The 14,607-nt window shown below is 39.1% G+C and carries 11 protein-coding genes; 8 read left to right on the top strand and 3 right to left on the bottom strand.

Translation table 11 applies throughout. From position 1 onward, the window contains the following. Positions 1-30 precede the first annotated feature (30 nt). Complete coding sequence (locus tag CWD91_RS20445; protein WP_157943855.1) at positions 31-2,784, top strand: PQQ-dependent sugar dehydrogenase; 2,754 nt, start codon at positions 31-33, stop codon at positions 2,782-2,784. Between the two features lie 137 nt (positions 2,785-2,921). On the opposite strand, the gene CWD91_RS20440 is transcribed toward CWD91_RS20445, so the two are convergent. Continuing rightward, positions 2,922-3,635, bottom strand: a complete 714-nt coding sequence (locus CWD91_RS20440) for a 3-keto-disaccharide hydrolase (RefSeq protein ID WP_103442837.1) — start codon at positions 3,633-3,635, stop codon at positions 2,922-2,924. Between the two features lie 250 nt (positions 3,636-3,885). On the opposite strand from CWD91_RS20440, the gene CWD91_RS20435 reads away from it, so the two are divergent. The 4 genes from CWD91_RS20435 to CWD91_RS20420 all read left to right on the top strand — a co-directional run bounded on the left by CWD91_RS20435 (position 3,886) and on the right by CWD91_RS20420 (position 10,188). Then, positions 3,886-5,226 (top strand): hypothetical protein, encoded by a 1,341-nt coding sequence (locus CWD91_RS20435; protein WP_103442836.1) that lies wholly within the window; start codon positions 3,886-3,888, stop codon positions 5,224-5,226. Between the two features lie 87 nt (positions 5,227-5,313). Next, positions 5,314-6,822, top strand: coding sequence for a hypothetical protein (locus tag CWD91_RS20430; RefSeq protein ID WP_157943854.1), 1,509 nt, complete (start codon positions 5,314-5,316; stop codon positions 6,820-6,822). A 174-nt stretch (positions 6,823-6,996) separates the two neighbouring features. After that, positions 6,997-8,646 carry a SulP family inorganic anion transporter gene (locus CWD91_RS20425; protein WP_103442834.1) on the top strand — a complete coding sequence of 550 codons (1,650 nt, stop codon included), beginning with the start codon at positions 6,997-6,999 and terminating at the stop codon, positions 8,644-8,646. Between the two features lie 138 nt (positions 8,647-8,784). Then, the gene (locus CWD91_RS20420; RefSeq protein ID WP_103442870.1) at positions 8,785-10,188 is read left to right on the top strand and encodes a sialate O-acetylesterase; all 1,404 of its coding nucleotides are present in this window, start codon (positions 8,785-8,787) and stop codon (positions 10,186-10,188) included. A 103-nt stretch (positions 10,189-10,291) separates the two neighbouring features. On the opposite strand, the gene CWD91_RS20415 is transcribed toward CWD91_RS20420, so the two are convergent. Next, on the bottom strand, positions 10,292-10,675 hold the full coding sequence (locus CWD91_RS20415) for an SRPBCC domain-containing protein (RefSeq protein WP_103442833.1): 384 nt from the start codon (positions 10,673-10,675) through the stop codon (positions 10,292-10,294). 243 nt (positions 10,676-10,918) lie between these two features. On the opposite strand from CWD91_RS20415, the gene rlmF reads away from it, so the two are divergent. Next, positions 10,919-11,767, top strand: coding sequence for a 23S rRNA (adenine(1618)-N(6))-methyltransferase RlmF (rlmF, locus tag CWD91_RS20410; RefSeq protein WP_103442832.1), 849 nt, complete (start codon positions 10,919-10,921; stop codon positions 11,765-11,767). Between the two features lie 170 nt (positions 11,768-11,937). Here rlmF and CWD91_RS20405 read toward each other — a convergent pair whose 3' ends face one another. Continuing rightward, complete coding sequence (locus CWD91_RS20405) at positions 11,938-13,005, bottom strand: tyrosine-type recombinase/integrase (protein ID WP_103442831.1); 1,068 nt, start codon at positions 13,003-13,005, stop codon at positions 11,938-11,940. Between the two features lie 498 nt (positions 13,006-13,503). Here CWD91_RS20405 and CWD91_RS20400 point away from each other — a divergent pair, with 498 nt between their 5' ends. Both CWD91_RS20400 and CWD91_RS20395 read left to right on the top strand, forming a co-directional pair. After that, positions 13,504-14,067 carry a Crp/Fnr family transcriptional regulator gene (locus tag CWD91_RS20400; protein WP_103442830.1) on the top strand — a complete coding sequence of 188 codons (564 nt, stop codon included), beginning with the start codon at positions 13,504-13,506 and terminating at the stop codon, positions 14,065-14,067. Positions 14,068-14,145: 78 nt separating this feature from the next. Continuing rightward, complete coding sequence (locus CWD91_RS20395; RefSeq protein ID WP_103442829.1) at positions 14,146-14,601, top strand: hypothetical protein; 456 nt, start codon at positions 14,146-14,148, stop codon at positions 14,599-14,601. Positions 14,602-14,607 lie beyond the last annotated feature (6 nt).

Genomic DNA, 14,607 nt, shown 5'->3' with positions numbered 1-14,607 from the left:
AACTAAAAATTTTAAAACCAAGACTCAAAAGTGATTCCCTGTTGTCCAATAACACTTACCCAAAACTTAAAAGCCATTGGTAAGTTTTCGATCAAGGCAATGTTGCTCGGCTCCTTGGGCGCAACGCTCAGTTTTTGCCACAGCCCATTGGAAACAGTAGAGATACCGGATGAACACCGATTTAGAAAAGTTGTGCTTACTGAGGAAACTATGGATCCTACGGCCCTATCCGTTGCCTATAATGGTAAAGTATATTTTGCCGAGGATATAGGTACCATAAAAGTTTATGATCCCAATTCAAATTCAGTATCCATTGTTGGGCAATTGAAGGTGTTTAGTTGCGGTGAGGAAGGATTGATCGGAATGACGCTAGACCCGGATTTTGAGAGCAATGGTTGGTTGTATGTAAACCGTACGGTGTCCAACTTTATGGATATGCCATGTGGGGAAGTCTATAAAGACCCAGAAATTCGTTTTGAAGATCCCACCTCTAATCAGGTGATTTCGCGCTTCACAGTAAACAATGATACCCTGGATATGTCCTCGGAGAAAGTACTGCTAAAGGCACCCAATCAACATATGCGGCATATTGGTGGTTCCCTGGCATTTGATGGGGCCGGAAATTTATATATATCCATAGGCGAAAATACACATCCTGGTTTCCTTAACCCTTATGCACCCTTGGATGAACGCCCCGGTAGAAAAAATTACGATACTCAGAGGACTTCTGCCAATACGATGGATTATAGAGGGAAAATATTGAGAATACACCCAGAGGATGATGGTACTTATAGCATCCCCAAGGGAAATCTATTTGAAAAAAACGATTCCCTAGCCCTCCCTGAAATTTATGTTATGGGCTGTAGAAACCCATTTAGGATATCCGTTGATGCAGAAACCAATACCCTGTATTGGGGAGAGGTTGGCCCGGATGCCTATGCAGATATCCCCAGAGGCCCTAGAGGTTACGACGAGATCAATGCCACCACAGAAGGGGGATTTTTCGGGTGGCCCTATTTCATTGCCAATAACTTGGCCTATTCAAAATATGATTATGACACTGAAAAGGCAGGCAATCTTTTTAATGCTAACAAACCTGAGAATACCTCCCCCAACAATACTGGAAAGAAAATACTTCCACCGGCCAAGCCTGCACTTATATGGTATCCCTATGCCGCTTCGGAGGAATTTCCCGAATTGGGTGAAGGAGGACGAACGGCCATGGCCGGCCCCGTATATCATTATAAATCAGAGAATGATTCCAAGATCAAGTTTCCTTCTTATTATGACAAAGCCCTTTTTATTTATGATTGGATGCGTGGCTGGATAAAGGTAGTCAGGATTGATAAAAATGGTGCACTCATAAAAATCGAGGATTTTATGCCCTCTACTCGATTCGTTAGCCCTATTGATATGCAATTTGGTCCCGATGGATCCTTATATGTAATGGAATTCGGAACCACTTGGGGGGCCAATCCAGATGCCCGACTTATTAAAATTGAATACATCCCTGGTAATAGACCCCCGCATATAGAAATTGCGGCCAATGAAACCGTGGGTACTACTCCCCTTACCGTACACTTTAAGAGCGAAGGCACCGTAGATTACGACAAGGATGATAGCCTGAAATACGAGTGGAAATTTAATTCCAAAGAAGATCAATCCACAGAGTGGAATCCAACTTTTACTTTCAAGGACCCTGGTATTTACACCGTTACCCTAACTGTGACCGATAAGGAAGGAGCTACAGCCACAGCGGACCTGCAAATCAAAGCAGGCAATGATTCTCCACAACTAAGTATAGATATGCCAAGCCGAGGTAGCTTTTATTGGGACAGGGATAAAATACCTTACCGCATTCTTTTAACGGACAAAGAGGATGGGAGTTTGGCAAATGGGGAAGTAGACCCCTCAAAAGTAGAGGTGAGCCTGGAATGGATGAAAGGGAACTATACTTTGGAACCATCCACCAACGGTATGGGAACATTAAAAAGTCAGGGGGAAAAATTGATAGGAGAAAGTGATTGCAGAAGTTGCCATAAAGTAAATGAGAGAGCTATAGGGCCGTCATTTTTGGAGGTGGCCAAAAAATATAAAGACGATTTGGACGCCACGGACTACATTGCCGAAAAAATTATTTCTGGTGGAAGTGGGGTTTGGGGTGACATGAGTATGAGCGCCCATCCTTTGTTTTCAGAAGCGGATACGCGGAGAATGGCCGATTATATCCTATCCTTGGCCAAAGAAAAGACAAACCTAATAAAAATGGGAGTGGAAGGTATAATTGAAATCCCTAGTACCTATGAAAATGAGGATAGAACTTATGTTCTTAAGGCCTCCTACACAGATCTAGGTGCTTCCGGAATGGAACCCATTACCGTATCGGCAATAAAAATGCTGCAACCCCCCAAATTGGAAGCTGAGAACTTTTCAACCCAACGCGATGCCTTAAGCGAAGTAGGTGACAACGGCGTGTCCATGGGTTTTGCATCCACTTATATTTCCTTTAAAAATATAGATTTAACAGCCGTTGATTCCATTACCTTTGGGTATAGTTATAAGGGACCGGAATGTTTTATCACTATCAGAACAGGTTCCCCTGATGGAGAAATCATTGGCAAGGCTAGGTTTACGCACATACCTGAAGCCAAAAATAAAAATGAGCTTTCCATTCCAATAAAAGAAACCTCCGGTTCACAGGAGATTTTCTTCCTTCACGATAAAGCTCCCGATATCCATGAGGAAATCTACCTGGATTGGATCAGCTTTCACAAAAGGGAGTAAAATAATTGAATGATAAAAAAATTCAGATATTTTATATTTTACCTCACCCAAAACTGCCTATAATGGTAGTTGTAAGCTGTGCCAGGAATGGTAAAATGGAAACTTGGCCCTAGTGGTTGTAGAGGATATACAACGGCCTACAAAGGTTTAACGCGTATATTTCTCCATTTTACATGTAGTGGTTTTTCACTGTCCGTGGCGTGCACCTGTAGGCCAATGAAGCCCGTAGCCGTCATGGAATCTACATAATCGGCAGCGGGTACCCCGTTCACCCAAGTTTTGATCGAAGGACCATCGGCCACGACTCTAAAGGAATTCCATTCCACAAGCTTAAAGGCCTTTTTTGCAGCAGGATTAGCACTTAAATCGTGTACCCAGCCTCGCCGGCCTTCGTCATAGATTCCTCCACTTCGCGCGGTGGTATCCAAATCTATTTCCACCTGATAACCATGGACCAATCCATTATAAAAATCGGGAAAACTATTACTTCTGATCTGTACGCCGGAATTATGGTAATTATTCGGAGCAGCGTCCATAATTACTTCATATTCCAAAACAAAATTATCGTAGAATTTATTGGTTACCAAAAAAGTATTGCTGGTATCGGTTACGGGTGCAGTAGTACCCACAATCATATCGCCTTCAACATGATAGGTAGCATCGCCTCCCATTTTTTTCCAGCCATCCAAGGTCTTTCCATTAAATGGGTACTCCCAATCGGTATCTTCGGTGTTCGTTAATTGTATATTCTCTGGCTGATCGGCCGAAGTATCAGCAGATTTTCGGTTTCCACAATTGGATAATAACAGCGCAAAAATTCCGAGGCACAATAGCGTTTTAAGATATGTCATGGTAATTGTTTAATATTAGTTTCGACTGGTAGTTAAGCATATTACAAATGGGTAAGCATATTCTTCGCTGGGAAATAAACTCCCTTAAATGTAATAAAATCAATTAATTAAACATTGTACCGTCTTAAAAAAAATGGAGCGACACAACAATTAATTTTGCCAGCACGTATATGTTTTCAAAATATAGGCACACTGATAAAAAAAGAACAAAATTCCATACTTTTAACAAAACCATTACTCTTGGATATCTATGATCGACAAAAAAAATCTCTTCCCTGTAATTGCAATATTTCTTTTCTTTTCAAATCAATTATTATGTCAGGCTGTATTGGATCTAGGGAATAAACGAGAATTGTTTTTGGATGATTATTTATTGGACAGCATAGTGGGTCTGGAGTTACAATTAAATGCCCCCCTAGAGGTCCAAAGCGCCAATATCCCAAATGGCTATTATCAAACTATTATTAAAACGGACAGTCTATTTCGAATTTATTACAGGGATAAATTGGATTTTTGGAAAGGAGAATTGTATGACGGCAATCCTGGGGAAATAACCAGGAGTGCCATTAGTTGGGATGGCTATCATTGGCAGGAAGAAGCCACACACTTAAATGACAGTATAAATAATTACATATTTTACGAGCCACCCTTCAGTCATAATTTCACTCCCTTCAAAGATGTAAACCCCAATTCTCAATATAAATACAGAGCTTTATCCGGAACCAATGATACCGAGGGCCTTTTCCATTTTGTTTCCCATGATGGCATAAAATTTAAAAAATACAGGAATGAACCTGTAATTAAACACGATGCTGCCTATTATGAATTTGATTCACAGAATATCGCCTTTTGGTCGGAAACCGAAAATCAATACGTTTGTTATTATAGAAGGCTCATCAATGGTTTAAGATCATTCTCTAGAACTACCTCAAAAGATTTTGTGAATTGGAGCGAACCCATCAACATATTTCCCAATTTTGAGGGAGAACATCTTTATACCTCGGGTATTCAACCTTATTTTAGGGCACCCCATATTTATATAGGATTGCCAACACGATTCTTCCCTGAAAACGGCAATTCCACAGATATAGTTTTTATAAGTTCCAGAGATGGCATTAAATTTAATAGAACCTTTAAAGAAGCCTTTATAAGACCAGGACTCAAAAGTGATAGATGGGGAAACAGATCCAATTATATTACTTTAAACCTTGTTCCCTTGGACGAAACCCATATTGGGATCTATGCACGAAACAGCTTGTTTAAAATTAGAATGGACGGATTTTCTTCCGTAAATGCTAAATCCAAGGAAGGCTTTTTTGTTACCAAACCATTTAGGTTTAATGGAGATAAATTGGAAATCAACTATTCCACCAGTGCCGGTGGCTATATCCATATAGAAATTGTGGATGAACATAGTGAGCCTTCTATTAATGGCATTCATTATTCCACTGAAAAAATAGTAGGCGATGAAATTAATGGAAAGGTGATCTGGCAGAATTCATTGAACCTTAGCCCTATTAAGGATAAAATCATAAAACTGCGAGTAAACATGATGGATGCCGATTTATATTCCTTTAAATTCACCGAATAAATTTCAGTTTTAGCAAAACATTCTATATTTATTGAAAAAGAGATATAGCCATAGAAATACAACTGATCATATAAATAAATTAATACCATGGAAATAGCCATAACTTCCAGATACTGCCTTTTGTTTCTCTTTGTGATAATGCTCAGTAGTTGTAAAGAATCCGAAAAAAAAACAACCCCAACCAATAATGGAGGATTGGTATTTAATTCTTCCAATAAAGAATTGGACAAGGCTTTCAGCTGGGCCAAAAACAAGGCGCTGTCCTACGCCCATGATAACACCGACCCTGTTGGATACTGGTATGAGGCAGCACTTCCCGACCGTGAAGCATTTTGCATGCGAGACGTGTCCCATCAGGCCATTGGGGCAGAAATTTTGAGCCTGGGCAAACACAATTATAATATGTTCCTGAAATTCGCCCAAAACATTAGTAAGGAAAAGGATTACTGTTCCTATTGGGAAATAAACCGGTATAATAAACCTGCTCCGGTAGACTACGAAAATGACCAGGATTTTTGGTACAACCTACCTGCCAACTTTGATGTAACCTATAACGCCTACCGACTTTATAAATGGACAGGAAACGAGGAGTACCTTAATAATCCCGATCTCATTAATTTTTATGATTTGAGTCTTAATGAATATATAGACCATTGGGAATTAGGTGCGGACAAGATCCTAGACCGAAATAGGTCCCTACATTCACCCGAGAGTCCAGAAAAAAGCAGGTTTGGAAACAAGCGGGGCATTCCTACCTACAACGAAGGTGGCCGGGGAGAAACTTTGCTTGGTATAGACATGTCCGCCTCCATAATAGCGGCATATAAAGCCTACTCTGAGATGCTAAAGCTTAGAAAAGATTTGCCGAACTCTGTAAAATATGCCGAAAAAGCTCATCAAGAGCAGGAATTCCTAGATCAATTTTGGTGGGATACCGAAAGACAGGAATATCGTTCCATCCTATATGGGGATGGTAAGTTCGATTATTTTATGGTAGGGGATAATCAGGCTTTTTTACATTATCTCTTCTATTATGATGCTATCCAGGACGATTCCAAAATAATGGATTTGGTAGAGAAATACGAGAACAATTTTGGTAAATTAATTGTTGAATTAAAGTCCTACTTGCCTATTATATTTTATGAAAACAACAAAACTGCCATGGCAAATAAGATGATCATTAATTTGTGTAGTCCCTTAAATCCCAGACGGGCCTATCCAGAGAATTCCTATACCGTAATTGAGCATATTACCAGAGGTTTAATGGGCATTGAACCCGATGCTGCTATAAATGCATTTATGAGCCTATCCCGTCTTGATAAGGAAAATGAATGGGCAGAAATTATGAACGTTCCCCTACTCTCCAATAAAATTAGCGTAAAACATTATGGAAAAACTAAAACCATGGCGCATAATGAAAACGGTGGTACCGTAAAATGGATTGCCAAAATACCTGGTGTCCATGAATTTCTCTTTGTAAATGGGGAAAAAACGACTTCTACCATAGAGAATAATGGCCAACAGCCTTATTCTTATCTCAGCATAGACTTGAAGGAAGACGAAAAGGCCACTGTATCCTCAACTCCTCCATCTTAAAAACAAATAAGCCAGCGTATAAATATTAATCCGCTACAACAATGAAATAAAATGACAATTGTCATATATTAAAAGAAAAGATCAACCTAGGTTTGACAGGAATTATTGCCCATATTCTCTGTAATAAACCTTTCCCCCTTCACCTGAAACCGTTGAATACCATTTGGTCAAACTATGAATAAAGCGTTCATTCCCAAGTTGTTCTCTCTACTAAAGGAGGGAATTTCCAAAGAAACCATTACTAAAGATATACTTTCAGGATTGATCGTTGGTATAGTGGCACTGCCCTTAGCCATTGCCTTTGCCATAGCTTCTGGGGTTTCCCCGGAAAAAGGTATAATAACAGCCATTATTGCTGGGATAATAATTTCAGTCTTGGGAGGAAGTCGTGTCCAAATCGGTGGTCCAACCGGGGCGTTCATTGTTATTGTCTATGGTATTGTTCAAGAATATGGAATAAACGGATTGACGATAGCCACCTTTATGGCCGGCTTTATTATCATAGGTTTAGGGCTGGCACGTCTGGGCAATTTACTGAAATTTATACCTTACTCCTTGATCGTAGGTTTCACTAGCGGAATAGCACTGATCATTTTTTCTTCCCAGATCAACGATTTTTTTGGACTCCATATTGCAAAAGTACCCGCCGATTTCATTGACAAGTGGGTCGTATATTTTGAAAATATGAACAAGATCAACTGGTATGCCATTGCCATCGCCTTTGCGACGGTAATTATTACCTTATATTTTCAAAAGTTGATAAAGAAGATTCCAGGATCCATTGTGGCCATACTTTTATCAACCATAGTGGTAAAAGTTTTTAATATTCCCGTAGATACTATTGAAAGTAATTTTGGGGAAATCCCAAATCAATTAAGTATGCCCTCCCTTCCCGAAGTGGATTATGCAACCGTGAAATCTCTGATACAACCCGCCTTTGCAATTGCCTTGTTGGGTAGTATTGAGTCACTGCTATCTGCAGTGGTCTCCGATTCCATGATCGGAGGGAAACATCGTTCCAACATGGAACTCATAGCACAGGGAACGGCCAATATTTTCTCCGCCATATTCGGTGGAATTCCCGCCACTGGAGCTATTGCAAGAACGGCCACCAATGTAAAGAATGGTGGTAGAACCCCAATTGCGGGTATAGTACACGCCTTGGTCCTACTTTCTATAATGCTTTTATTTGCTCCTTATGCCAAATTGATACCCCTTTCCTGTTTGGCAGGAATCTTAATGGTTGTAGCCTATCATATGAGCGAATGGAGGCAATTTAAATCCATTTTAAAGGGCGATAGAATGGATATTATCATCCTGCTTACCACTTTCTTCCTAACTGTAATCTTCGATCTTGTTATAGCCATCGAAATTGGAATAGTTCTCTCCAGTTTTATGTTCATGAAAAGAATGAGCGAATCTGTCCTAATTGAAAACATATCATCAGACAACATTAATGGCGAACATTTATTTGATGAAGAAATACTGGACCTCCCAAAAGATGTATTGTTATACGAAATTAATGGACCCCTATTTTTTGGGGCGGCCAGACAATTTCAGGAAACCATAACCAATACGCATTTACAGCCCAAAGTGATTATAATTAGAATGCGTTATGTTCCAATGATCGATGCCACAGGATACCAAAGTTTAAAAGAGATCATAAAATCCTATAAAACAAAAGGAATAAAAGTAATCCTTTCTGGAATTAATGAGGAAACCAGCAAGGATTTCGAAAAGAATGGAGTTTTCATGCTATTGGACAAGAAGTATATATTTAAAAATATTCATGAGGCCCTGGAAAAGGCCAATTTATCTAGTTGAACCTTAAACTAAGCTCAACTTTTTACATTAAAAAAAAACCTACATTTATCAAAGTTCCATGAATAAAGAGGAAATTCCATTGTAATTGTTACTGGGACCATTAAATAACTATCTATTAAACCATACATGAAAATTTCTATGAAATCATTAAAAACCTTTTTATTGGCGGCGTTCCTTTTAACGGCCACCGTTTCCTTCGCTCAAATTAAATTACCAGCTTTTTTTGGCGATCACATGGTATTACAGCAAAAGGACAATGCTTCCATTTGGGGAAGCGATAAACCGGGAAGCAAAATTATAATAACAGGAAGTTGGGGCGAGGAATCTACCGCAACAGCCAATAGTCAGGGGCAATGGAAGTTGAAGATGAAAACCCCATCCTATGGCGGACCCTACAAACTTACTATCAAGGGCAGCAATGAAGTAACCCTCAACAATGTAATGATCGGGGAAGTTTGGTTGTGTTCCGGTCAGTCCAACATGGAAATGCCCGTAAAAGGATTTAATAACCAACCGATCGATGGTAGTGGCGAGGCTATTTTAAACTCCAAAAACAATCAGATACGTCTGTTTACCGTAAAAAGAGCAGCAAGCCTGGAGCCGTTGGACAAAGTGGAAGGCCAATGGTCCGAGGCCAGTCCGGCAACCGTGAGAGAGTTTAGTGCCACCGCATACTTTTTTGGAAAAAAATTGAATACCCTTTTAAACGTTCCCATTGGTTTGATCCATACCTCCTGGGGAGGGTCCAGTGTTGAGGCATGGATGGAAAAGGAGGCATTTTCAGAATTCAAAAACATAGCATTACCAAAAGAACTTCCGGATAAAGGATTGCATCAGACTCCTACCCTACTGTACAATGCCATGATCAACCCATTGGCAGGTTACGGTATTAAGGGAGCTATATGGTACCAAGGAGAATCCAACAGAAACAAGGCCGAGGAATACAGTCGACTTTTCCCCAGCATGATCAAAACGTGGAGAAAGAAATGGCAGCAGGGCGAGTTTCCGTTTTACTTTGTACAAATTGCTCCCTATGGTTATAACGATGGCAACGCCGGCTTTGTCAGGGAGGCACAATTGCATACCATGAAAACTGTGGAAAATACCGGGATGGCGGTAACCATGGACATTGGGGATTGTGATTACATTCACCCAAGGGAGAAGAAATTGGTTGGTGATAGGTTGGCCTTATGGGCGCTATTCAAGGACTACGGTATTGACGGAATTGGTTTTAGTGGTCCGGTATACAATGAGATAGATGAAATAAAGGAAGGGAAAATAAAACTGTCGTTCAACTATACGGACAACGGACTTTCCAGTTACGGTAAGCCATTGACCGGTTTTGAAATTGCAGGCACCGACAAAGTATTTCATCCTGCCGAAGCTAATATAAACGGAGACAAGAGCCTTAGTGTTTGGTCCAGCAAGGTACAGCAACCTGTTGCGGTTAGGTATGCCTTTAAAAATTGTGAGGCAGGTAGCCTGTTCAATACAGAGGGCTTACCAGCCTCCTCCTTTAGAACAGATACTTGGGAGGAATAAAAGGCTGACTAAAATTATTGGGCGCAAGAAAATAATATGTTTTCCTGCGTCCAATATCCTTTAGGAATCTTCAAAAAATATAATAGGACCTTTTTAATAAATATTAAAACTCAAAATACGCTTTCATGGGTTCGAAATAATGTTCCTGCCATCCCTGAATATAGTGTTCACCGTCCTCCGGAACATTGCTATGTGTCAAGGTCAACTGGGTTATCCCATCCGTTTCCGAAAGAATAACCTCAATTTGCGAATCATCCTCGTTTTCTTTAAAATTATCACTTCTCCAGGATTGCACAATTTTATGGTAGGGTTCCAAAATTAGATTCTCTCCCTTAATATACCCGTCCCAGGCGGTAAATGGGTCACCAACCTTATCGGAAACAAAGGCCTCGCCTCCAGTCATTTTGGTGTGTCCCTGGGTACTAAGCCATGCCTTATAAATTTGTTTTGCGGTGGTATTAAATGTTGTTTTTAAAGTAAATTCCATAGGTGTGGTTTTTTGGTGTGATTATATTGATAGCCCAATTCTTAAATTTACTAAATATTTTTTCTCAAGTTTAATTCTTAGGTGTCTATAATTAGTAACCTCTATTTATTGTGGACTATGCCAATCTGGATAAGATATATTATGACACTTGTACCATTTAACTTTTTGAACAAAAGAGACCACTGGGAAGAAATATCGATTTAGATTCTCTTTTGCTAACTTTACCCTTTAAGAGCTATACCCGTGCACCCAAAAAATTCTTTTGCCAAAGACTACGATTTTGATTTCCTTATTCAGCATTACCCAAGCCTGAAGGATTTTGTTTTTGTAAATGACTATGGAAACAAGACTATAAAATTTGCCGATAAACAGGCCGTTAAGGCTTTGAATGCTTCGTTATTAAAGGCACATTACGGCCTAGACTATTGGGATATTCCGGAGCACAACCTATGTCCGCCCATTCCGGGCCGATTGGACTATCTGTTGCATTTGGCCGACCTGATCCCGAAGCCACAACTAAAGGTGCTGGACATTGGTACGGGAGCCAATCTGATCTACCCTATTTTGGCTACCTGTCACTTCAATTGGCGGTGCACCGCCAGTGAGGTAGATCTGGATGCTTTAAAAAATGCCCAAGAAATTATTGACAGAAACCCTGTATTGGGAAACATAGATCTAAGGCTACAAGGGTTCAAAAACAGCATCTTGGAACATATTATTGAACCTAAAGATGAGTTTGATGTAGTGGTATGCAATCCACCTTTTTTTAAAAATAGAACCGACGCACAACAGAAGAACCAACGCAAGGTGCGCAATCTGCAACTTAGGGAAGAGGAATCCCTAAATTTTGGGGGACAGGCCAATGAATTGTGGTACAAGGGCGGTGAAGAGGCTTTTGTAAAAAAGATGGCTGTAGAGAGTATACAATTTAAAGGCCAGGTACATTGGTTTACCTCTTTGGTATCACAAAAAGAGAACCTAAAAAATATTAAAAGGGCCATTAACAAGACCCTGCCTACAGCAGTCAAGGTTGTGGATATGGAACAGGGCAACAAAAAAAGCAGGTTTGTGGCCTGGACTTTTAAGAGATAAATTTTCTGCAATAAAAAATAATTCTGATTGCGCAATTTGGGCAATCCAATAGTGAGTTAAAAGAACTATTATTCGGCTCCAAGGCAAACACAGTCCCATGTAAGGAAAAGGCCCATAGGTCCAAACCCAAATAGCTCACAACTGCCCAAAAGCCTTATTTAGTATTACAGTTATAAGGAATCTAAAGGACTCTCTATATTCGCAAGACTACGTGGTGTTACTTTGGTATACACCTGGGTAGTCTTAATAGAACTATGTCCTAAAAGTTCCTGGATAAACCGCATATCGGTACCTGATTCCAAAAGGTGTGTTGCGTAGCTGTGCCTAAGCCCGTGAACAACAATATTTTTTTTGATACCTGCCCTTTTCATGGCCTCTTTAAATACTTTCTGCACGCTACCTCTAGAATATTGCCCCCCATACCTACCTTCAAGCAAATACTCCTTAGGATTATATTCCTTATAATACTTCCTTAGTTTTGGCAATAAGGTTACGGGGAGCGGCACCATTCTATCCTTTTTACCTTTTGCACCACATATATGCACTACCATTCTTGAGCTATCAATGTCATTTAACTTAATGGCAACGACTTCGGAAACTCTAAGTCCCAGACCATAACATAGTTCCAGGGCAATGCGATGTTTTAAATTTTCTACTTGTTTAAACAATTTCACCACTTCGTTCTTCGACAACATTTTAGATAAGGTCACCGGTTTTTTAGGCCTTGGAATGTCAAAAAAGAGATGTGGCCTATATAATACTTTTTCAAAATAAAATTTAATGGCATTTATTTTACCGTTCATTTTACGTTCCCCCATTTTTTCCTGGTAAACGCAGTAGAGAAAATAATCCTTTAATTTTTTGGGTGTAAGTTCATCTACTGGATAATTTTTGATCAATTGAAGTAAGTGTACAAACTCTGCCGTATAAATGCGAATGGTATTTTGGCTAAGCGCTTTTAACCTAAGTTGATCATAATACCGTATTAGGGCAGTTTGGTTAACGGATGCTATTTTGGCCAGGTGTTTTGTAATAAATGGCCGCTGCTCCATTTTCAAGGCCTTTCGAACAGCGGGTATATCCGGTAAATACCAAGCTTTATTGGTTTTGCTCCATTTTGCAGAGGTAAAGCGTTCTCTAAATTGTTGTACCAAATGAGGATTAAATGGAAAAATAACCAATATTACATCTTTGTTTCTATGCACAACAGGTTTAAAAGTATATTGGGAAAAATCCATTCGTCATTAGGTATATCAATGTACTGTAAGATACAAAATGATATATAAAATGACAACTTTTAAAAACCCTCCTATCTATTTATGCATAGGAGTTGCGGAGGTAATAGCTTATTTTTATATCTTAACCTTTAATTACACATATATATGTGATGATGTTGCATTCTCCTACGTCGACCCTATGTGCTACATCTCGTTTGCCAACGCCCCAACTCGCCCACTACTATCGTAGATGTCGCCCGCACAAAGGGAAATGCAACATCATCGCAACGCTATGTCAGATCACATAAAACCGTAGGATAAGGGTACTTTTTCTTAGAACGACGCTTAACGGAAGAAACCAACCCAACATATCAAGTCACTATATGTAATCTGGACCGCCACATTTTATTCCCAATACCGTCGAAAACCAAAAAAGGTTTTCACTATATTTCCATAAAATATCGCGGACTACACATAGCGCTGCGTTGTGAGCAATTTAAACGATAATCACCACAGACTTTGGAAAAATTAAAAACATACTTCATTCAATCTGGGTTCAGCTCAATTGACGTTGAAAAAATAACCAACGTTTTTCATTGCAAACGATATAATAAAGGTGATTTTTTTGTTAAAGAGGGAAAAATAACCAATCAACTCGCATTTATTGATGAAGGTTCTTTTCAATATTATTCCTTATCAAAAGGAGAAGAACGTACTACCTACATTGCACTTCAAAACTCTTTTGTCGGATCACTTTTAAGTTATTTGAGAGAAATACCTTCAAGGGAAAATATAAGAGCCTTAACAAAAGCTACCTTGTGGATTATTGACAAAAAAAATGTAGTTAAACTGCAAAATGAAGTTCCTGCATTTAAGGAATTTTATATTGGCCTTATAGAATGGCAAATTTGCTGTATCGACAAAAGCAAGTTTGACCTACTGACGCTTACGGCGGACGAGCGTTATAAAAAACTAATGGAAGAAGAACCTGAAATTTTACAGCAAATACCTTTGCAATACATCGCATCGATGATGGGAATTACACAAAGACATTTGAGTAGATTAAGAAAAAATATTTGCTGAAAAGTAGTTTTGGACATTTGTCCAATAAAAACAATATTACTTGAAGCAATTTTGCATCATCATTTTAAATAAAAAGATATGCAAAAAAATGTTTTATTAGTTGTGTTGCTTTTAATAGCAGGCACAACATTCGCTCAAAGTAAATTTCCTAAAAATCAATTGAGCATCAATGGATTTAGAAACCCATCTATTGGATTAGAGTACCAACACCATCAATTTTCAATTCACGCAGGTTATTATCCTACCAATTTTGAAAGTGGTGTAACCACCGAATTTTTAAAAGCAGGCATAAGCTATTGGTTTCTTCCTGTTGATGAAAAAGAAATTCCATCCTCTTTTTACGGCGGACTATCTTATTTGAGAGGGACGACAAGAGATTACAAAAACGAAAATGCCTTGGGAGTAGAAGCAGGTTTTCGTTGGTATGTTTGGAAAGGCTTAAACTTTCGTATAGGTGTAATTGCACTAACAGCTGAAGGAAAGGATTTAAAAATTAACCCAACACCAAGTATCAGTTATTCATTCAAATTCTAAACGATA

It is taken from the genome of Arenibacter hampyeongensis, assembly GCF_002909255.1.
In the GTDB taxonomy this organism is placed as follows: Bacteria; Bacteroidota; Bacteroidia; order Flavobacteriales; family Flavobacteriaceae; genus Arenibacter; species Arenibacter hampyeongensis.
The sequence above is the reverse complement of the archived record's forward strand: the minus strand, read 5'-3'. Positions and strand labels throughout refer to the sequence as shown.

Excerpts from the sequence above, each read along its gene's own strand:
- CWD91_RS20440 (WP_103442837.1), bottom strand. The coding sequence starts at position 3,635 with ATGACATATCTTAAAACGCTATTGTGCCTCGGAATTTTTGCGCTGTTA.
- CWD91_RS20435 (WP_103442836.1), top strand. The coding sequence starts at position 3,886 with ATGATCGACAAAAAAAATCTCTTCCCTGTAATTGCAATATTTCTTTTC.
- CWD91_RS20430 (WP_157943854.1), top strand. The coding sequence starts at position 5,314 with ATGGAAATAGCCATAACTTCCAGATACTGCCTTTTGTTTCTCTTTGTG.
- CWD91_RS20425 (WP_103442834.1), top strand. The coding sequence starts at position 6,997 with ATGAATAAAGCGTTCATTCCCAAGTTGTTCTCTCTACTAAAGGAGGGA.
- CWD91_RS20420 (WP_103442870.1), top strand. The coding sequence starts at position 8,785 with ATGAAATCATTAAAAACCTTTTTATTGGCGGCGTTCCTTTTAACGGCC.
- CWD91_RS20415 (WP_103442833.1), bottom strand. The coding sequence starts at position 10,675 with ATGGAATTTACTTTAAAAACAACATTTAATACCACCGCAAAACAAATT.
- CWD91_RS20405 (WP_103442831.1), bottom strand. The coding sequence starts at position 13,005 with ATGGATTTTTCCCAATATACTTTTAAACCTGTTGTGCATAGAAACAAA.
- CWD91_RS20395 (WP_103442829.1), top strand. The coding sequence starts at position 14,146 with ATGCAAAAAAATGTTTTATTAGTTGTGTTGCTTTTAATAGCAGGCACA.